This is a genomic window from Mycobacterium sp. MAA66 (assembly GCF_041261665.1).
In the GTDB taxonomy this organism is placed as follows: Bacteria; Actinomycetota; Actinomycetes; order Mycobacteriales; family Mycobacteriaceae; genus Mycobacterium.
The window spans coordinates 1,268,022-1,288,120 of sequence record NZ_JBGCCC010000001.1; the positions used below are offsets into that span (position 1 = coordinate 1,268,022).

18 protein-coding genes are annotated in these 20,099 nt (G+C 62.4%); 10 read left to right on the forward strand and 8 right to left on the reverse strand.

The genetic code is table 11. From position 1 onward, the window contains the following. Positions 1-133: 133 nt before the first annotated feature. Both ABIA30_RS06195 and ABIA30_RS06200 read left to right on the forward strand, forming a co-directional pair. The gene (locus ABIA30_RS06195; protein ID WP_370063049.1) at positions 134-991 is read left to right on the forward strand and encodes a TIGR03084 family metal-binding protein; all 858 of its coding nucleotides are present in this window, start codon (positions 134-136) and stop codon (positions 989-991) included. 167 nt (positions 992-1,158) lie between these two features. Further along, a complete protein-coding gene (locus tag ABIA30_RS06200) occupies positions 1,159-1,920 on the forward strand; it encodes an SDR family NAD(P)-dependent oxidoreductase (RefSeq protein ID WP_370063051.1) in 762 nt (253 codons plus the stop codon). Positions 1,921-1,928: 8 nt separating this feature from the next. Here the strand turns inward: ABIA30_RS06200 and ABIA30_RS06205 are convergent, their stop codons facing one another. The 6 genes from ABIA30_RS06205 to ABIA30_RS06230 all read right to left on the reverse strand — a co-directional run bounded on the left by ABIA30_RS06205 (position 1,929) and on the right by ABIA30_RS06230 (position 9,963). Then, positions 1,929-2,789, reverse strand: coding sequence for an SDR family oxidoreductase (locus ABIA30_RS06205; RefSeq protein WP_370063053.1), 861 nt, complete (start codon positions 2,787-2,789; stop codon positions 1,929-1,931). A gap of 91 nt (positions 2,790-2,880) precedes the next feature. Beyond that, positions 2,881-6,381: a carboxylic acid reductase gene (gene car, locus ABIA30_RS06210; protein ID WP_370063055.1), complete on the reverse strand. Its 3,501-nt coding sequence runs from the start codon at positions 6,379-6,381 to the stop codon at positions 2,881-2,883. 78 nt (positions 6,382-6,459) lie between these two features. Then, positions 6,460-7,473 carry an aldo/keto reductase gene (locus tag ABIA30_RS06215; RefSeq protein WP_370063057.1) on the reverse strand — a complete coding sequence of 338 codons (1,014 nt, stop codon included), beginning with the start codon at positions 7,471-7,473 and terminating at the stop codon, positions 6,460-6,462. Between the two features lie 34 nt (positions 7,474-7,507). Next, on the reverse strand, positions 7,508-8,146 hold the full coding sequence (locus ABIA30_RS06220) for a carboxymuconolactone decarboxylase family protein (RefSeq protein WP_370063059.1): 639 nt from the start codon (positions 8,144-8,146) through the stop codon (positions 7,508-7,510). Between the two features lie 8 nt (positions 8,147-8,154). Further along, complete coding sequence (locus ABIA30_RS06225) at positions 8,155-8,724, reverse strand: VOC family protein (RefSeq protein WP_370063061.1); 570 nt, start codon at positions 8,722-8,724, stop codon at positions 8,155-8,157. A 24-nt stretch (positions 8,725-8,748) separates the two neighbouring features. Next, complete coding sequence (locus ABIA30_RS06230) at positions 8,749-9,963, reverse strand: acyl-CoA dehydrogenase family protein (RefSeq protein ID WP_370063063.1); 1,215 nt, start codon at positions 9,961-9,963, stop codon at positions 8,749-8,751. A gap of 652 nt (positions 9,964-10,615) precedes the next feature. On the opposite strand from ABIA30_RS06230, the gene ABIA30_RS06235 reads away from it, so the two are divergent. Then, positions 10,616-11,812: a cytochrome P450 gene (locus ABIA30_RS06235; protein ID WP_370063065.1), complete on the forward strand. Its 1,197-nt coding sequence runs from the start codon at positions 10,616-10,618 to the stop codon at positions 11,810-11,812. Positions 11,813-12,198: 386 nt separating this feature from the next. On the opposite strand, the gene ABIA30_RS06240 is transcribed toward ABIA30_RS06235, so the two are convergent. Then, positions 12,199-13,488 (reverse strand): PucR family transcriptional regulator, encoded by a 1,290-nt coding sequence (locus ABIA30_RS06240; RefSeq protein ID WP_370063067.1) that lies wholly within the window; start codon positions 13,486-13,488, stop codon positions 12,199-12,201. Positions 13,489-13,768: 280 nt separating this feature from the next. Here ABIA30_RS06240 and ABIA30_RS06245 point away from each other — a divergent pair, with 280 nt between their 5' ends. From ABIA30_RS06245 to ABIA30_RS06260, 4 genes are all read left to right on the forward strand, one after another. Then, positions 13,769-14,161, forward strand: coding sequence for a limonene-1,2-epoxide hydrolase family protein (locus ABIA30_RS06245; RefSeq protein WP_370063069.1), 393 nt, complete (start codon positions 13,769-13,771; stop codon positions 14,159-14,161). Between the two features lie 186 nt (positions 14,162-14,347). Beyond that, positions 14,348-14,842: a flavin reductase family protein gene (locus ABIA30_RS06250; protein ID WP_370063071.1), complete on the forward strand. Its 495-nt coding sequence runs from the start codon at positions 14,348-14,350 to the stop codon at positions 14,840-14,842. 93 nt (positions 14,843-14,935) lie between these two features. Next, complete coding sequence (locus ABIA30_RS06255; protein ID WP_370063073.1) at positions 14,936-15,358, forward strand: hypothetical protein; 423 nt, start codon at positions 14,936-14,938, stop codon at positions 15,356-15,358. Positions 15,359-15,483: 125 nt separating this feature from the next. Then, positions 15,484-16,167, forward strand: coding sequence for a TetR family transcriptional regulator (locus ABIA30_RS06260; protein WP_370063075.1), 684 nt, complete (start codon positions 15,484-15,486; stop codon positions 16,165-16,167). A 42-nt stretch (positions 16,168-16,209) separates the two neighbouring features. Here the strand turns inward: ABIA30_RS06260 and ABIA30_RS06265 are convergent, their stop codons facing one another. Further along, the gene (locus ABIA30_RS06265) at positions 16,210-17,160 is read right to left on the reverse strand and encodes a hydroxymethylglutaryl-CoA lyase (protein ID WP_370063077.1); all 951 of its coding nucleotides are present in this window, start codon (positions 17,158-17,160) and stop codon (positions 16,210-16,212) included. 452 nt (positions 17,161-17,612) lie between these two features. On the opposite strand from ABIA30_RS06265, the gene ABIA30_RS06270 reads away from it, so the two are divergent. From ABIA30_RS06270 to ABIA30_RS06280, 3 genes are all read left to right on the forward strand, one after another. Then, entirely contained in the window at positions 17,613-18,047 is a 435-nt protein-coding gene (locus tag ABIA30_RS06270) for a heme-binding protein (RefSeq protein WP_370063079.1), read from the forward strand. 62 nt (positions 18,048-18,109) lie between these two features. Further along, on the forward strand, positions 18,110-18,796 hold the full coding sequence (locus ABIA30_RS06275; protein ID WP_370063081.1) for a GntR family transcriptional regulator: 687 nt from the start codon (positions 18,110-18,112) through the stop codon (positions 18,794-18,796). Next, positions 18,793-19,998: a CaiB/BaiF CoA transferase family protein gene (locus ABIA30_RS06280; RefSeq protein ID WP_370063083.1), complete on the forward strand. Its 1,206-nt coding sequence runs from the start codon at positions 18,793-18,795 to the stop codon at positions 19,996-19,998. The genes ABIA30_RS06275 and ABIA30_RS06280 overlap by 4 nt, the downstream gene beginning before the upstream one ends. Positions 19,999-20,099 lie beyond the last annotated feature (101 nt).

The following is a 20,099-nucleotide window of genomic DNA, read 5'->3' on the forward strand; positions in this document are numbered from 1 at the left end:
CCGACGTGCCTTCGATGTGACGTCAGGCGACGCGATTGCCATGAATCATCGCAGCCAATCACCGAGGTTAGTCAGACGTATCTCACCAGTCGCACGCCGCGACGACCGCTCGGCCTGGAAGGGACACTGACCTGTGAACCGCGACGCCTATCTGCAGCTGGTGAGCGACTTGCGCCGCGAGTCCGATCACCTGATCGAAGACCTATCGGGATTGACCAACCAGATGTGGACGATCCCCACCCCGGCGGCCGGGTGGGCCATCCAGGACCAGGTCACCCATTTAGCATACTTTGACGACGCGACGCTGACGGCGCTGCGCGACCCCGCGGAGTTCCGCATGTTCGCTGACACGTTGTTGGCCGCTGATACCAATATCCCGGAGCGGGTCGCGGAGAATAATCGGGATCTGACTCCGGAAGCGTGTCTGAGTTGGCTTATTTCCTCGCGCGCCGAACTTATCGACGCGTTGTCGGACCAGGACCCGAAAGCGCGCCTACCTTGGTTCGGCCCGGAGATGAGTGCGGCGTCATGCGCCACGGCTCGGCTGATGGAGACGTGGGCGCACGGACGCGACATCTACGACGCACTCGGCGTGGTGCCTCCGCCCAGCAGCGGCCTGCGCAGCATCGCCCATCTCGGTGTTTCGACGTTCGCGTTCACCCACACCATCCACGACCTCGCGGTTCCAGAGGAGCCCGTATTCGTCGAATTGCGTGCGGCCACAGGAGAACTGTGGACGTGGGGACCCGGCGACGCGCTTAACCGCGTCGCCGGACCGGCTGAGGATTTCGCGCTGGTCGCCACCCAGCGCCGTCACTGGACCGAGACCGCGCTGGTGGCTGAAGGGCGGGTGGCAACCGGCTGGCTCGAGATCGCTCAAGCCTTCGCCGGCGCCCCGACACGTCGGGCAAAGTCTCGCTCGGGTGTTGCTACGGTGCAGCACTCGGGGAAACCTATGGGCGCTCAACGGGACTCCACCCTTCAGCCGTAGTTTGCCGAGGGACGGGACCAGGTTCCCATGATGGGGATCAGCCCTGTCGGACGGTGCGCGGTGCCAGAGGTTGGCCCCAGCCACACCGAAGTTCTTCGTCGCAGTACGCGCATGTTGTGCCTGAAATGACCTGGTGCAAGCCATGACTCGATCAAAGGTGACCAACTATGGGTATTGCCGACAGATTCCAGATGAACGACCGCGTGGTCATCGTGACCGGCGCATCGTCCGGGCTCGGCGTCGCCTTCGCCCGCGGATTCGCCGAGGCAGGCGCAGACGTGGTGCTGGCCGCCCGCCGCCGCGGCAAGCTCGACGACACCGCCGGCCTGGTCGCAGGTGCCGGCCGGCGGGCCCTGTGTGTCGAGACGGACGTCGTCGACCCCGAACAGGTCCAGGCGATGGTCGATGCGGCGATGACCGAATTCGGACGGGTCGACATATTGATCAACAACGCGGGCATCGGCACCGCCGTCCCGGCGACCCGGGAGACTGCGCAGCAATTCCGCGATGTCGTCGACATCAACCTCAACGGCTCGTTCTGGGCCGCCCAGTCCTGCGCACGAGTGATGCTGCCCGGCTCCTCGATCATCAACATCGGCAGCATCCTGGGCATCACCACCGCATCATTGCCCCAAGCCGCCTACTCCGCCAGCAAAGCCGCGATCATCGGACTGACCCGCGACCTCGCCCAGCAGTGGAGCGCCCGCAAGGGAATTCGGGTCAACGCGATCGCACCCGGGTTCTTCGCCTCGGAGATGACCGACCAGCTCCTGCCCGGCTACCTGGACAGCATGGCACCGCGAATGCTTCTCGGCCGCAAAGGCGATCCCGAAGAACTCGCCGCCACCGCGGTCTGGCTGGCCTCCCCCGCCGCCGGCTACGTCACCGGGCAGACGATCGTGGTCGACGGCGGCGTATCCATCACCTAGTGACCGGGCTACTTGTCGGCGTACGCCGCGGTCGCGAACTGTTCGAACGTGGTCGGTCTACGGCCCAACAGCCACTGCAGCACGTTGGGATTGCCGACGAAGTCAAACTTCGAATACCACCGCTGGATCGAGAACACGATTTCACCCTCGTGCGGCAACTTGTCACCGAGATCAGCTGAGCCATAGAACAATTCGATCATCTTGTCCGGAGTCAAGGACAGGACCTCGATGTCCTTGCCGACAACACGCGACAGGATGCGCGCCATTTCCGGGGCGTCGAGCTTATCGGGGCCCGCGAGCTCATAGGAAGCGCAGTAATGGGCCGAACCCTCCAACAGAACCTTGGCTGCCACGTCGGTGAGGTCCTCCATGGCTATGTAGGAGTGTTTGCGCGACAAGTCGGTCCAGAAGCAAGGCAAGACGCCTCGGTCCACGGGCGCGACATGCAATTCTCGCATCATGAAATCGCAGGGCTTGAGGATGGTGAAGTTCAACCCGGATTCGATGAGCGCTTCTTCTACGTCGCGCTTGTAGCGATGCTGCTTGATGTCGATGATCGTGTGCATCACCGAACTGAGGACGAAATGGCGAACACCGACCCGTTTGGCGGCTTCAATTGCCGCGAAACCCATTTCGAGCTCTTTGGGATGTGCGCTCGGGCCGACGTGATAGACAGCATCGCATCCGTCCGCAGCTTCGCTGTAGACGTCGGGGTCACTGATGTCGCCGACAAATACTTCGCTGGCCCCCAGTGCCAATAGTTCATCGTCCCGACCCGGTTTGCCGCGCGCCGCGCGGACCTTTACCCCCGACGCGGCGAGCTTGGGTAGGAGCAACTTGCCTTGATGGCCGAAAGCGGCCGTGACCAAGATCATTACCATTCCCTTTGTAGTAGCAATACGAACGTCGTTGCCGGCATCGGCGAAAATTCGCCGCGAACAGCGGTGAGTTCGGATGGACTCACAGCAGCCCCAACAACTGCAGATCTGTGATGTACTTGACGATCACCGGTGCACCGATGTGCGGAATGTCCTTGTCCACACCGATTTTCGCTTCCCGCACGGCTCTACGGAACACGTCGGTCGGCGCCAACCCGTGATTCATCGGAATCCCCGGCCGCTGGTAGTTGTGCAACAACGGCAGCAGCGAAGCCTGGCGCTGCCGCTCCGGTAGAGCCCGCAGCGCCGTCTCGAACCGCGACAACCACTCGGCGTAATCGGGGACCCGCGTGATGAGGTATCCGGCCTCTATCAGCCAGTCGACGTAAGTATCCATACCGATGCCATCGTCATGTGGGTTCATCACGTGAAAGGTCCGGAACCTGTGCTCGACGTGTGCACCCAGGGTGGAGATGGCTTCGGCGATGAACTCGACGGGCAAGCCGTCGTAGTGGGAGCGTTGGCGGTGTCCGTCGGCATCGAGCTCATTGAACGACAACGGCGCGATCCCTGTGGCCGCCAGGCTCAGCATCATCCGGGTGAACATGTCGGGAAGGTTGAGCTGGCCCGCGTAGCTGGTGTCGGCCATGATCATGTCGCAACGGAAAACCGCTACCGGCAGGCCACACAGATCGTTGGCCTCCCGTAGCAGCACCTCGCCGGCCCACTTGCTCGTGCCGTATCCGTTGGCGTAGTTATCGTCGATCTTGCGGGTCGCGCTGATTGTGCGGATATCGGCGTCCTCCACAAACGCGCCCGCCTCGATCCCATCATCGACACTGATCGTCGAGATGTAGGCGAACGGCTTGATCCTTGTAGTCAACGCAATTCGGATCAGTTCAGCGGTACCGAGGGCGTTGGGCCCGAACAATTCGCGATATGGCAGTACGTGATTGACGAGCGCAGCCGGATCTACGATGAAATCCACGGTGTCGGCAAGCCGCTGCCAGGTCGTCCCATCCAGACCCAGATTCCGCTCTCCCTTATCGCCAGCAATGACTTCGAGATGATCGGCGGCCAGTTCGCGATAGTGCGCCAACAGCTTTGGATCACCGCTATCGAAAGTCTTGTCCAGGCGCGCGCGGGCATCGTCGTCAGACCTGGCCCGCACAAGGCAAATCACTTTGCCATCCACCAATTCCATGCGCTCCAGCCACTCCAGCGCCAGATAGCGGCCCAGGAATCCGGTCGCACCGGTGAGCAACACCGTGCGGATCTCGCCAGCCGGTCCCGGCAGGCTCGGCGCGGCGACCAATGTCTCCGCATCGACGAACTTGTCCAGGGTGAGGTCGGCGGCACGCACCTCCGTCGCGTCGCGGCCGTGCACCGAAGCGAACGTCGGGCGGGACCCCGCACCGGCGCGCTCGGTCTCGACGTATCGCGCCAGTGCGGCGAGATCCGTTGCGGGGCTGACGATCACACCGACCGGGACGTCGACATCGAAGATCTCGTGGAGCAGATTGGCAAATGTCAACGCGGACAACGAATCCCCACCGAGATCGGTGAAGTGGACGTCAGGCGCCACGTCGGCGCTGGACGCGCCCAGCAGCGCGACCGCGGCCCGGCTTACGGTTTCGAGCACCGGGGCATCGGCACCACTGTGGCGTAGTGCCTGCAGTTCGTCGGCCTGACCCTGAGCTAGGTCGGCATAGATCTGTTCGAGCTGCGGCCCGTAATGCGCCTTCAACTTCGGCCACGCCAGTTTGCGGATACCCGTCAGCAGACCGTTTTCCAGGGTGAAAGGTGTTGTCTCGACCAGGAAGTCGCGCGGAACCTCATACGACTGCAAATCACCGCGTTTGGCCGTCTCTTTGATCGACTCGGCGATCGCTGCCTTGAGCTCGGCACCCGAGTACGAGGCCTCGGCTTCCTCGCTTGGCACCACCACGGCGAGCAGATAAGGCTGAGCACTGTTGCCGTACACGAAGATCTGGCGGATCAGTGGGCTGGCGGTGAAAACGGCTTCCAACTTGGTCAAGGTGACGAATTCACCCTGCGAGAGCTTGAGCACGTTGTTACGCCGATCCACGTAGGCAACGCGGTCGGGGCCGAGTTCGGCAACGATGTCGCCGGTCTTGTAAAAGCCATCGGCGTCGAACATCTCCGCGGTGATCTCGGGGCGTTTGTAGTAGCCGGGGAACATCTGCTCGGACTTGACAAGCAGTTCACCCCGTGGATGTGGCCGATCGGTGAGAAAGTAGCCCAGATCGGGGACATCGATCAGCTTGTACTCCAGTACTGGCGGCCGCGCGATCCGACCGTCGAGAAGCACCGAGCCCGCCTCGGTGGAGCCGTAAGCCTCCAGCAGATGCATTTCCAACAGCGACTCGACCCAGGCCCTGAGCTGATCAGACATGGGGGCCGCGCCGGTGAGCGCCGTGAAGCAGCGTCCGCCGAGTACGTTCTCCCGCATCTCGGCGAGCAGTTCGTCCTCATTGCCTGGTCGGCTGGCAAGGCGGTTCTGGTACTCCTGGAACAGCATGTCCCAGATCCGCGGGACAAAGGTCACCTGTGTCGGCTTTGTCAGCGCGAGATCTTCCAGCAAGGTGGACAGATCGGCTCGGGCGACGAAGTTCACGGTACCGCCGCGGGCGAGCGCGCCGTACAGAGCGTTGCGGCCCATGATGTGACTCATCGGCATGTAGCCCAATCCAATTGAGGGCACCACAGCCTGCTTTTCGTCCCCGTCCCCGTCCCCGTTCGCGTTCACGACAGGACGCCAAGCTTCGGCGACCCTGCTCTCGGGGTACATCGCTCCCTTGGGAGCTCCAGTACTGCCCGAGGTGTAGATGAGCAGAGCAAGGGGATCCTCGCCGGGGACGACCACACCTTCGACATCGGGCAGGGTCGCGCCGCGCGCCAGAAGATCGCCAAACGCTTCGACTGCAGCCTGCTCCCCCACACTTTCGACGGCCGCGGCGAAAGCCTCGCGTTGATCATCGACCTCGGGGTGATAATCGAACACGATCAGCCCAATGGTGCTTTGGGACTCCAACGCCAGCTGCACCGCATCGTCGAGATAGTCGATGCTGGCGGCGATCAGCACGGGCTCCGTCTCGGCGATGATGGGCTGCAATGTGGTGAGCGGGGCACTGTTCTGTAGCGGTACCGAGACTGCGCCGAGCACACCGAGAGCGACGTCGACAATGGTGTAGTCAACGCTGGTGAAGCCGAGGATCGCTACCCGGTCGCCGGCCTGTACCTGGCCGTGCCACGCGTTGGCAACTGCCTGCACTCGATCCGCCAGCTGCCCATAGGTGATGGTCTCGAAGTAAGGCTGCAGCGTCACTGCGGTGCGGCCGGTTACCGGATCAGATGCATATCGGATGGCGCGCTGGCCGAGCGCCGGCCTGTCGGCGTACCCGGCCAGTACGGTCTTGATCAATGCAGGCAGTCGAAGGCCCGGCTCGGTAAGAGCGACGCTGACCTCGGCATCGGGGGCCGCCGCAGCGAATTGGGCATCGGTGGCGTAGAGGTCGGCGAGGCGGCGCTTGAAGTGCTCCTCGCGAAAATCCGCTGGCATGGTTGATCCCGTCTATCGATACATTCGGGCGAGGGCTGGGTCCCAGCGTGACGACGCTTTGGCTCCACGCCCTGCTGGCTATTGGAAGAACGTGGGCTGGCGGGCGAAGTAGTGCTCCTCCAAGGCTCTGATCTCCTCGGTGGTGAGCGTTAGATCGACTGCCGCGGCGGCGTCCGTGAGGTGATCGGTCTTCGTCGGACCGATGATCGGGGCATTCACGGCGGGATGCCTCAGTACCCAGGCCATCGCCACCTGCGCCATCGAGACACCACGGTCGCCTGCAACGCGTTCGACTGCACCCACGATTTTCTCGTCTCCGTCCAATAGCGTTGGTCTGCCATGGTTGTCGCGATGACTCTGTGCGACCTTGGACCCTCGAGCGGTGGTGTGAACGCCCCACGGGCGCGTCAGATATCCGCCGCCCAAAGGGCTCCATGGAATGGCACCGACCCCTTGGTCGGCCAGGAGTGGGAACATCTCGCGTTCCTCTTCTCTCTGCAGCAGGTGGTATTGATCCTGCATGGAGACGAACGGAGTCCAGCCGTGAAGTTGTGCGGAGTGTTGCATCTTCCCGAACTGCCAGGCCCACATCGACGACGCACCGAGGTATCGCGCCTTGCCGGCCTTGACAACGTCGTGAAGTGCCTCCATCGTCTCCTCGACCGGTGTGTTCGGGTCGAAGCGATGGATCTGATAGAGGTCGATGTAGTCGGTGCCGAGGCGACGCAGCGAGGCGTCGACTTGTTCGAAGATGGCCCTACGCGACAACCCTTGTCCGCCAGGCCCTTCACCCATGCGGGCCCAAACCTTGGTGGCGAGCACGATCTGGTCGCGGCGGGTGTAGGTGTTGATCGCGGCGCCGGTGATCTCTTCACTGCTGCCCGCACCGTACATATTGGCGGTATCCCAGAACGTGATACCCAACTCGACCGCTGACCGGAAGATCGCCGCGGCCTGGCCCTCGTCCAGCGCCCAGTCCATGCCGCTGCCCGGCCTGCCGAAACTCATACATCCCAGCGCAATTCTGCTGACCTGAAGCCCCGAATTGCCAAGTCGCGTGTATTCCACACCGATCCTTTGTCCGTGTCCCATACAAGACGCCGACGACGCCGCGCCCCGAAAACCCTCACGACCTGTCGAGGACCGCCGTCATGTCTCGATTTCCGAAACCCTCCGGAGCGGCGACCTCTACGACACGGTCGGCCACATCGTCATATTCGAGCCGAAGCGCCCGGCTGATTGTTGCGTGCATGTCGTACATCGAGATGATGTAGGTGAACAGAAGTATCTGTTCGTCGTCGAGCTCGGAACGCAGTTCAGCAAAGAGTGCGTCTGGTACCCGCCCGCTGGCGAGTACCAGACAGTCGGTATAGGCAAGGACCGTTCGTTCGATCGGCGAGTAGCAGTCGGCCACTGGCCAATGCGGAACCGCCGCGATCCGTTCTTCGGAGGTACCCAGCGCACGTAGTTGCTTGCAGTGTTGGGAGTACACGAACTGACTGCCGCGCGCCCAGCCTGCTCGACTCTGCCCGAGTTCGCGCAGCACGGGATCCAGCCGCGCGTTGCGATAAAGCGCGAACCCCGATGTGACGTGGCGGAAGACTTCCGGGGACAGGGCGTGCACGGTCCACCAGTTGCCCGACGTTCCCGATTCGGTGCCGTGCTCGACGACCGGATCCCGTTCCTTACCGAATACTGCGTCGTAGTAGAACGTTATCCGTTCGTCGGTCACTTCTGCTCGTGATACCTCACGCAGCCGGGGCACGGGTGGTCCTAACCGCTGATCGTCGAGGGCACTCGACGTTCTGCGGCGGTGCGCGGCTCGTGTTGCACGTCGGCTTCAGTGAAAGCCTTTGTCCAGCAAGCGAACTCCAGCAGCTCTTCGTCCGGTCCCTTGAAGTAGAAGGACCGAATGAAGACACCGTCATAGAAGTGCTTCGCTACCCCCGCAGGGCTCTCATCGTGGTCCATGATGTTGCTGACTTCGACGCCGTCCGCCTTGAGGCGCTCGCGGTAGTTCTCGAACTCCTCCACCGGAACGTGGAACGCAAGATGATTCATCGATCCGGTCGCGCTCACGATGTCACCGATGCCGGGAATCGCGCACGGTCCAGAGACTCCCGGTACACCGTCAGGGGCGGTCGGGAACCAGAAGAACGCGATACAGTTGCCTCCGCCGCAGTCGAAGAAGAAGTGCTGTCCAGAACCTCCGGGCAGATCCAACGTCTTTATTAGCGGCATTCCCAGTGTGCCAGAATAGAATTCAACGGTGCGTTTCATATCCGCGCACACCAGCGCCAGGTGATTGACTCCACCAAGTTTGAACTTCGCGTTCTCGGTCATTGTTATTCCTTTGCCTTGTAATCGTCAGCCGATAGAGGAGATCGGAGTCGCTCCGAACACTGCTCGGCCGTAGATGTCGGCGTTGAGCGCGGGAACCAACATCCCGTGGCGGGTGATGACTTCGAGGTCGCGCCACATCCGCTGTAGCGGATTGGCCGACGCGAAGCTGCCGGCTCCGCTTGCATCAAGCAGGACGTTGACGGCCTCACGGGTCAGGCGGCAGGCGAAGCCGACGTCGCGCCTAATTCGGGCGCGTTCCATCGGGGGCATCGGTTTGCGCGCCGTCGCCCACTCATCGATCTGCACCGCATTGCGGTAGCCGATCAGGTAGGCAGCATCCACTTTGGCCGTTGCCTCGGCCAGAGCGGCTTGAACTGTCGGAGCGTCTGAGGCACGCGCATAGTTCGTGTACGAGATGCTGCGCTTGGGCAGGGTCTCTAATGCGTGCTGGATAGCTCCGGTTGCGATACCCAAGCAGGGACCGATGCCGGTGGTCACCAAAAACGGAAGGAAAGAGCTGCGGTAGGGGGCCTCGACGCCCGAATCAGGCGCCATACGCACCTCATCCGTGCGGCGGTCCTCAGCCTTTGAGATCCGGTAGTCCGGAATGAAGACCGAGTCCACGACCGTGGTGTTGCTGCCGGTGGCCTTCATGCCGGCTACGTGCCAGGTGTCGGCGATCTGTACTTCACTGATGGGTATTAGGCCATCCAGGATTTCCATTTCGCCGTCAGCATTGAGGACGCCGAAACCCACAATCACCCACTGCGCGTGCAGACTTCCCGTCGTGAAGGGCCAGCTGCCCGATACGATCACGCCTCCGTCGACCCTCGTCGCCGTACATTGTTTGCCGATAATCGACCCACAAGCTCGAGCCTTGTTGGTTTCGCCCCAGACATCATCTTGAGCCTGTTCGGGAAATTGGGCGACGATCCACCCCATGGTGCTCATGATCATCGACGCCCACCCCGTAGAACCGCAGCCCCTGCCGAGTTCTGCGCTTACCCGCGTGAGTGTCGCCAGACCCGCCTGGGGGCCGCCGAACCGCTGCGGGACGAATAGTGACAGCAGTTCTTCGTCTTCAAGTCGAGTGACGGCTTCATCGGTGAGGCGTCGTTCCTGCTCCGCCTTATCGGCATTGTCACGCAGGAGCGGCACGAGCTCGGCGGCCCGACGTACGAGCTCATTCTCCCGATCGGTCGAAGCAGCGGTAAAACTTGGTGGGTTCCATCCAGTCATATTCGAAGCGTAAGCAGCGCAACACATCACGGTCCTGCGCAATTGATACAGAATCGTCGGCATACGTTGGATGAACTAGCCAGCCGTGAGAAGGGCGGCAGATTGGTTCTGCACCCGCTTGTGCGGTCACACCGCCAAACCCCGCTCGCCTGATGACTGGAACGGTGACCGTCAGAACTCGTCGACGTGCAAATTGCCATCAGCCACGGTGATGAACGGAGATCGTGGCTGGACGGCCAAGCCGTCGCTCAACGGACGCAATGGGTGTGGATCGGGCGTTCGGGCCCGGTCGATTCAACCGAGCTCGATCTGCTCATGACCGAATCGCCGGAACTCGACGGGTGGCAGGCGGCAATGGGCCGGGTTGCGAAGGGTGAGGTCGGGTTTCGGATCAGCCACCGCACAGCCGACTACGCGCGACGATTTGCCGCGAAGGCGTCCCGGCAGGCCGCTGTTACCGACTCCCGAACGGTCGGCCTGGCCGCACACGTCGTGTTCCGGGGCCGGCCGATCAATCACCGGGCACTGGAATTTCACGGAGCTCTGCGTGCCCTGTCCCTGCTCGATCCTGGCACTGCCTTGACACTTAGACTGACTGTTCGTACGGTTAGCCAATTTGGACACTAGTCGAGGAAATGCGGGGAGGTAGGCGGTGGCGATTGGCATGAAGCCAGACTTGGCGTCGGTAGGTGCCTTGATCAGTGACCCGTTGACGTACCAACGAGACGAATGGGAACATCTGTTTGCATTTCTGCGTCAAGATGACCCCGTTCATCGGGTGGAGGACAGTGCATTCGGCGCGAATTGGGCCATCACCCGATTCGACGACATCCGCGAGATCGAAACCAATTGCGGCGTCTTCTCGTCCGACGCGAACTCGGGCGGGGTCCACCCGCTGGCTCCACCGCTGCGAAGTCTTCTCATGATGGACCCGCCAGAGCACACCAGGCATCGAGATGTAGTGAAGGGGCTGGCACTCCCCCGGACGGTCGCGTCATTAGAAGACCTTGTTCGCACGACGACGCGCGAGGTGCTCGCCGACCTGCCGCGGGGCGAGATTTTCGACTGGGTGGACCGTGTCTCCATCGAGATCACCGCGGTCACGCTCGCGGCGATGATGGGGTACCCGATGGAGGAAAGGCGACAACTCGTCCGATGGTCGGACACCATCACGAGTGGCGCTCGGGGTTCCGAAAACGAGGCGGAGGTACTCCGTTTCGCGGAATCGATGGCCTCCTGGTTGGAACGACATGGCGCACAGCCACCTTCAACCACACTGTTGTCGATTGTCGCCCACAGCGATCTCATGAGTTCAAAGTCGCTTGAGGAGCGCTTGGACACCCTCATCACCTTCCTCATTGGCGGAAATGACACCACTCGGAACACGATGAGCGGAGGGCTGTGGGCGCTGTGGTCGCATCCGGGAGAACTCGAGAAGCTCCGCGAAAACCCAGGGTACCTACCATCCTTTGTGCAAGAGTCGCTGCGTTGGCAGACACCGTCGATGTGCATGCGGCGGAATGCACTCGCCGACATCGACTTTCACGGTCGTACAATCCATAAGGGAGACAAGGTCGTTTTGTGGTGGCTGTCGGGTAACCGCGACGAGCAGGCCATCGACCGCGCCAACGAGTTCATCGTGGATCGCGAACGCCCCGGACGCCACCTCTCGTATGGCCACGGAATCCACCGCTGCCTCGGTGCTCGGCTCGCAGAGCTGCAACTACGCATTCTCTGGGAGGAATTCTTCGCTCAAAAATTTGAATTCGAAGTGATGGCGAAGCCCGAGTATGCGCCCTCGGCCATTCTCAGGACGATCCGTAGCCTTCCGGTCCGCATCACAAACTAGCAAGGTCACGATCAGCGAATAGCTACTGACGAATCAGGCGGCCGCGCCGGCCGCTCAGAGGACGACGACATTTCGAAGTTCCGTGCCCTGGCCCGCTCTCGTTGTCCCAGAAGGTGATTCGGCGAACACCTCGTCATCGGGGCGATACTCGTGCAGCCGCTAATTGGTCAATTGGATTTGATGGAGCTCAGTCGGACTGTTCGTCAAGCCCAGCATGTAGGCGTGTAGGCGTGAGGCAACGCATCCACCGCGGGCACGCTAATTGACAGGTTGAGCACGCCGTTCGACCTATGCCACCGCGCGATATTCGGTTTGCAGGTGGGCATTGGTCGGGGACCCGGTCAAGCCACCGGACCCACCGAGCCTGGCGACCCGAACAGTTATAGTCAGCGACCGAGCAGCGACAGGGCACGCAGAGCTGCGTGAAATTCCAGTGCCCGGTGATTGATCGGCCGGCCTCGGAGCTCCTCGGCACGCTTGAGCCGATACACCACCGTGTTGCGCGCGACGTGCAGCTCACGCGCCGTGGCTGCCAAGCTGTGCCCGCTGTCGAAGAAGGCGAGGACAGTTTCGCGGATGACGGCGTTGTGTTCCGTCTCATCGCTCAGCGCGCCCAGCTCGTCCACCAAATACCAATGGGCCAAGTCCATGTCACCTATGACGTGTGCGGCAAGGCCGACCGTTCGGGAGTCGGTAACAGCGGCCTGCCGGGACGCCTTCGCGGCAAATCGTCGCGCGTAGTCCGCTGTGCGGTGGCTGATCCGAAACCCGACCTCACCCTTCGCAACCCGGCCTATTGCCGCCTGCCACCCGTCGAGTTCCGGCGATTCGGTCATGAGCAGATCGAGCTCGGTTGAATCGACCGGGCCCGAACGCCCGATCCACACCCATTGCGTCAACGCGTCCACATCGACGATCAATGGTTCGGAACAATTAACACGGCGAGCCCATTGCATGGCGAAATGATGCGACGGTGGATAGTCAGGCGCCACCGACCGGCTCGGTACCGACCACAGCACGAGCGCCACATGATGCCCGGTGAGGTCGTATTGCAGTACCCGACTCGCCTCGCGCACATCGACCTCCGTGCCGGCGAGCAATTCGTCAACGACCTTCCGTTGAGCGACTGCTCGGCCGTCCAGCCACGACCTCCGTTCATCAGCGTGGCTCTGCGCAATCTGAACGTCCACAAGATCGTGATATTTGAACAGAATCTCGGTGACTTCCACGGTCAGCGCGTGCTGCCGACCTCGATCCGGCTGACGCTCGATGACCTCCAAGAACGCGCGACTGAGAAAGTGGTGGGCGAGATTGCTCCCCCTGATCGCCACCTCGGCTGACACACCCCGGCGAGCTTGATCCCTGATGAAGACCTCGCCCAGCGGATCTGCGACCATCGGCCTGGTGCCCAGCGCGAGGTGCTTCAGCACTGACATCGTCCGCGCTTCCAAACCGAGACGAAGCATGTGGCGCGCATTGGTGCTGGTAGCAACCTCCGGTACCCGACTCAAGACGTCTTCCATCATGCGATCGGCCGTCCACACCGCCCAGTCGAGCGACTCCTGCCCGATGACGGCCGCGACGGCGGCACACCTCGCCTGGGACGTCGCGGGCGGCGCTTCCGTCCCGGGATGCGCCGGCACCGACAACTCTCGCAACAACCATTGTTGCTCCACACAGTCCAAATTAGCCCATCGAAGGTCTGTCGTGGCAGCACCGCGGGCGTCGGGCAACGGGCACTTTCGCCTTCCCGAGTCCTACAGGCCGAACCGCTGATGAAAACCCTGGCTAGTTCATCCAAGTCGCCCGGCCGATTCTGTCTAAAGCGCGCAGGACCGCCGAGCTATCTCCTGCTTAAAGTGCTCGTATGAATTGATGGGGCCACAACGGCATCCAAACGGAGGTGAATATCCGAAGGCTCCGTTCCTGGTATTGCCGTGCTCGAAAGGATTCCCGATGTCCCAAAGCAATGAGCAGGTAATTCGAGATTTCTTGGGATTGTGGAAGATTGGCGCGAGGATCTCAGCGTTCGAGCAATACCTGGCTGACGACGTTGAGTGGATACATTCCGGATTGTCCGAAGGCGTAGGAAAGTCGGCATGCCTGGTGTTGGCTGAACAGCACGCCAGGCTGTTTCCGGTCGTCAAGGTCGACATCCGTTCCCTTGCCGCGAATGGAGACGTTGTTCTCACCGAACGCATCGATCGGCTCATGCCCTCGGATGGCTCGGCGTCAGTGGGCGTGGAGGTAGCCGGGTCTTTTCGACTGCAGGACGGAAAGATCTGTTACTGGCGCGATTACTTCGACCCTCGACCGTTCGTCGCGCCGATGCCTCGCCCGTCCGCATGAGACACAATTCCCGAGCATCGCAAATTGCTGGTTATTTATTCGACTAGGTCGCGGAAACTTTGGATGGCTCAACACCCGATCAGTCGGCGTCGCCGGTCAGTCGGGCCCGGTGAGGTGTTGGGAGCACCACGGGGACCGCGGTGGCGGTATGCCACGCGCAGAAAGCGCGCAGAAAGGAAGAGCACAGTGAGCGGCACGGTGAGCAACTTCCGCGAGGCAATGGCCGCGTTCCCCAGCGGTGTCACGATCGTGACCACCACCGACAGCGACGGCCGCTGGTGGGGCTTCACCGCCACAGCGTTCTGCTCGGTGTCCACAGAACCGCCACTGGTGCTCTCCTGCCTGGCTGGCACCGCCGAGTGCCATCCGGTGTTCGCGGTCGCCGACGCGTGGGCGGTGCACGTGCTGCGCCAGGACCACGCCGAACTCGCGCTGCAGTTCGCCACGCGCGGTGTCGACAAGTTCGCCGGTGGACAGTTCCGCGAGAGCGCTCAGGGTATGCCCATTCTCGACGGAGCGAGCGTCGTCCTGGAGTGTGCAGCCCACGCCCGCCTCGACGGGGGCGACCACACCATCCTCGTCGGCCAGGTCGTCGCCGCCCACGTCTCTCCCGACCCGCCGACCGTCTACTACCAGCGGGAGTTCCACGATCTCGCCACCCTCCGCGCCGAAACCCACTGAGTCACATCGTCGAGAGGCCCACACATCATGGAGACGGTCGTATTAGCAGCACCTGCAACCGCCGAACGAGTAGCGCCGATCACTGACCTCGCAGTGACATTCGCCGAGCTGCTCACCGGGGCCCAGCCGGCAGAGATACTGCCGCTCGAGCGGCCCACTGACACTTACGCGGCACTCGGCCGGGCCGACCTACTGATCGTTGCGGCCGAGATCGCCGACGGGGCTCTTCCGCCAAGCGTGCACACCGCATTCGAACTGGCCGGCACTCGTCCGGGCCGCATCGCCGGACCCTTCGCCTTCGCGCTAACCATAGGAGCCTGGCCGGCGCCGTGCGCGGCCAACCTGCTTCTCAAGCCGTTGCTGCAAGCCGCTGGCGCCGTCTGCCTTGCGCCCGGCCTACACGTGTCAGCAGCGCAGTCCGCTCGACCCCAGCTCGCGATATTCAGCCGGTACTGGCGGCCAGTGGTTTCCGCACTCGCCGCGCGTACAACTGCATTACGCACGCTCGGCGCATGACAGAGATACCGGCATGTTGTCCGCCTCTGCCGCGTGCCGATACGGTCTGGGACTGGCGATACTCATCAGCGCGAAGTTTCGCGTGGCTAACCGGACGGACGGTCGGCGAGCGGTAGACTCCCGACATGGGCAAGTTCCGGGTACCGCGGGCCAGTTCACGCGCCGCGATCCTGAGTGCATTCGCCGAGCGCGTGGCCGAGCGGGGCTACAGCGATACCAGCATCGCCGACGTCGCCGCCATGCTTGGTCTCAGTAAGGGCACGATCGTCCACCATTTCGGGAGCAAGGAGAAACTACTCTCGGAGGTTCACGCGGCATACTTCGAGCGCCGCTTCGCCGAAGCTGAGTTCGTATTGCGTGAGCTCGACGATCCGGTTTCACAGCTGGCCGCCATGATCTATGCCCTGCTTGCGGGGCACCGAGACGACCGCGCAGCGAGTCTGACTTTCCTTCGGGAGTTCGTCCGATACGTGGAGGGCGGGCTCAGCCAGCAGGTGCGCGATCAGAGACTCGAATACCGCCAGATGGTGATCCGCATCATCGAGGACGGAGTGAAGCAAGAAGTCTTCGTCAGTTCCGATCCAACCATGGCGGCAATGCAGATCTTCGGCATGTGTAACTACGCGTGGACGTGGTACCGCCCAGACGGCAGTCGGACAGTGGAGCAAATCGCCACCTACTTCGCCCGCACAATTCTGACCGGCCTCGCCTGTACATCCGACCCAGAGGCATTCGACGAGCTGATTGCGACCGCGATCGAAACGGTGCAGAGGGCGCCCGGACGTCTGCCTCCAAACGACACCAACTGATCGCAAATACCGTCGGTAGCAAGTTCGCCGAGCGGGCGATGTCTAGAGTCGAATCGGCCGCGGTATGCAGTTTCCGGCGTCGTTCGACGTGTTCTGCCTGGGCCACGTCCAGTCGCGCTTTGGGTAGGTGCCGACTCGATGAAGCAGGCCGGGCAGCGGACGTTTCAGGATTGTGCCAAGCCACTCGGCCACTCGGATCACGCCGTCGAGATCGATGCCTGTGTAGAGGCCTTCTTTCTCCAGCAGATAGAGCAGGTCCTCGGTGGCGATATTGCCCGTAGCGCCGGGCGCAAACGGGCAGCCACCGATTCCGGCGACGGAACTGTCCAGAACGGCCACGCCCGCTTCGAGGCCGGCATAGGCATTGGCGTAGCCCGTGTTGCGGGTGTTGTGCAGGTGCAGCCCCAACGGAACACCGAGGTGTGCCGCCCGGCTGATCAGCCGGTGCACCTGCCGCGGCACCCCCACGCCGATCGTGTCAGCGAAGACGATCTCGTCGGCTTCGGTCAGCTGCTCGGCCAGCCCGAGTACGCGCCCAGAGTCGATAGGGCCCTCGAACGGGCAACCGAAGGAAGCGGCCAGGGTTACAGTCGCTCGTCGCCCGTCGGCATGCGCCGCGCCGACGATCTGCCGAGCCTGCAGGAGTGAAGCGTCGACGGAGCAGCCTTGGTTGCGCTGGTTGAAAGTCTCGGTGACGCAGAACGCAACGTGGACTTCCTCGCACGCAGTAGTGCGCAGCCGCTCGTATCCACGCTGGTTCAGCACCAATGCCGCCTGAGTCACGCCAGGAAGTGTGGGAATGGCGGCCAACACGTCCTCGGCGCCGGCCATCTGCGGCACTCGATCCGGGTGAACGAAACTTGCAGCTTCAACGCGGGCTACGCCAGTGGCCGCCATCCGCACAGCGAGTTCGGCTCGAACTGCTGGCGCGAGGATCTCGGGTTCATTCTGCAATCCGTCGCGTGGGCTGACTTCGCAGATCGCCACGTCCATCAGCTCAGCGCCACAGTCCGGCCCGCTGTCGCCGGCACTCGAAAGCAGAAGTCGTCGATCTGCTGGTGGTTGTCGCGCACGCCGATGGCACTTCTGGCCATGCCCCGTCCGATTTGCCCATGTTCGCCCTCGAGCCTCTCCGTTCGGAATTCCGCGGGCTGACCAAACCGGCGACCCACGATCGGCTCCAGCCGAGCCAAAGCACTGTCTTGTATACAACAGTTGTCAGTCCCTCCTGTCAAGAGTAGTAGCGAATTGACAGACCCATGACGCTTACCAGCGGCAGGCGTGTGCCGACAACGTTGAACAATCAGTACTATCAAGAGCATTCATGCAGGTCGAAGCCGATGCACCGGGCTGTTCATCCACATGCGAGCTGACAAGTCCTTGCCATCTACGACACGTGTCGCGTTAAATTGCATGCAATAGCCGACCTTGAATCCGGAGAGCCGATGATCAAGACATTCACCAGACCGTCGATAACACTCGAGCTGGCTCAAGAGATTGTCAGCCGGGCCGTCGCTCAGGCCACACGTGACGGAGGCGCTTTCGTCGTGTCAGTGTTGGACGAGTCCGGCGTCGAAAAGGCGTTCGCACGCATGGACGGAGCCCCGCTCCTGTCGGTGCAGGTCGCACGCGATAAGGCATACACCGCTGCTGGCTTCGGCCTTCCGACCGACGGATGGTTCGACTTCATCAAGGACGACGAACCGCTACGAGTCGGAGCCCCGACCGGCATCGACCGACTGATTACTTTCGGCGGTGGCTATCCGATCAACGTAGACGGAGTTGTCATCGGCGCGATCGGTGTGAGTGGCGGCCACTACACCCAAGACATGGCGGTAGCCCAGGCCGGACTGACGGCTCTGGACCTGACCTCCACCTGACCGGAATCTGAAGCGACTCAACAGAGTTCGCAGCATACGTCGCGCGACGAAGGGATTCGTGGATGGCAGCCGCATCTGAGCAGGCCTTAATGGAGCTGCGTCAGTTGATCTTGACCGGTGACCTAGCGCCCGGCGCCCGCCTTGGCGAGGTCGAGCTAGCCGCCCAACTGGGGGTCAGTCGAACACCGGTCCGGGAAGCGCTACGCACACTGTCCTCTCAGGGACTCGTCGAGCTGTTGCCCAACAAAGGCGCTCGAGTTGTTCACTGGTCAGCGGCAGACCTGGACGAGATTTACGTGCTGCGTGCGATGTTGGAAAGTCACGCCGCCAGGCGCGCAACGAGCCGGATCGAACGCAACCAAATCGCAGAGCTCACCGGACTATGCGAGCAGATGGAGGCCTGCGCCAGCCGTGGCCGGACGGCCGATCTGGTCCGACTCAGTGAGTTCAACTCACGGTTCCACAGTGTGATTACCGAGGCCGCCGACAGCCCGCGACTAGAGACAATGCTCGCCAATGTCGTGCAGGTGCCGCTCGCCGTTCGCACCTTTGTCAGATACAACCCGGAAGCGCTGTCGCGCAGCATGAGCCATCACCGCGAACTCGTTGCGGCACTGGACGCTGGGGCGCCCGACTGGGCGGCCTCGATCATGCAATCCCACATCAATGCCGCTCGCACAGCGCTGCTCACTGTGGAGGCCCTAGCTGAGGACGCCGCTGTGACGAAACTAGAAGGAGAAGTTTCATGACCGACCCGATCTCACCCGGCGCCTTGGCAGGCATTCGAGTGGTCGAGATGGGCCAACTCATCGCTGCCCCGTTCTGCGGCCAACTGCTCGGCGACTACGGTGCCGAGGTCATCAAGATCGAGGCTCCCGGCGTCGGGGACCCGATGAGGGTCTGGGGCCAGGCAGGTCCCGACGGCGAGTTCCTCTCCTGGCCAGTAATCGCCCGCAACAAGAAATCTGTCACGCTCAATCTTCGGGTCGCCGAGGGCCAACGCCTCGCGCACCGCCTACTCGACGAGGCCGATGTTCTCATCGAGAATTTTCGTCCGGGCACTCTCGAACGTTGGAACCTTGGCCCCGAACGACTCTGGGCGTCCAATCCGGGACTCATCATCGTCCGGGTCACTGGCTTTGGACAGACCGGTCCCTACGCACCACGCGCCGGCTATGGCTCCATCGGCGAGGCGATGGGCGGACTCCGCTACATCACCGGCGAGCCTGATCAGCTGCCGTCCAGGGTCGGAGTCAGCATCGGCGACTCGCTTGCCGGAACCTTCGGCGCGCTCGGTGCGCTCGCGGCACTTCATGCCCGACGCACCACCGGACGCGGGCAAATCGTCGACTCGGCAATCTACGAAGCAGTGCTGGCCATGATGGAGTCCACGATCACCGAGTGGGACGCCATCGGCTACCAACGAGAACGCCACGGGACCATCCTGCCCGGCGTCGCGCCGAGCAATGTCTATCCGACCGCAGACGGCCAGACGATCCTCATCGCCGCCAATCAGGACACCGTCTTCCTCCGACTCGCCGCCGCGATGGAGCGACCCGCGCTGGTTACCGAGGACGGCTTCGAGACACATAAGCAACGGGGTGACCGACAACAGGAACTCGACGAGCTGATCTCGAAATGGTCGGTCGAGTACGACGCCGACACTCTGCTGGAGCGCCTACACGACGCCGGCGTTCCCGCCGGTCGCGTCTATCGGGCCAAGGACATGCTGTCCGACGAACACTTCACGGCCCGTGACGCGATCGTGCGAGTAGACGATGGACGGGGCCATGATTTGGCCATGCAGAACGTCGCTCCGAAACTCTCCGACACCCCCGGCAGCGTCCGCTGGGCCGGCCCGAGCCTCGGCGAGCACAACGCAGAAGTACTCACGCGTATCGGGTTGAACAGTGACGACCTCAGACGCCTGCGTGACGCGGAGATCGTGTAGCGCTGCGATTCAACAGCTCGGACACCACGCGCGACAGGCAAGAGGTCAAGGGACCGTCGCGCCGGATCATGCCGCCAACCCGGTGCCCGAATCAGCACCGA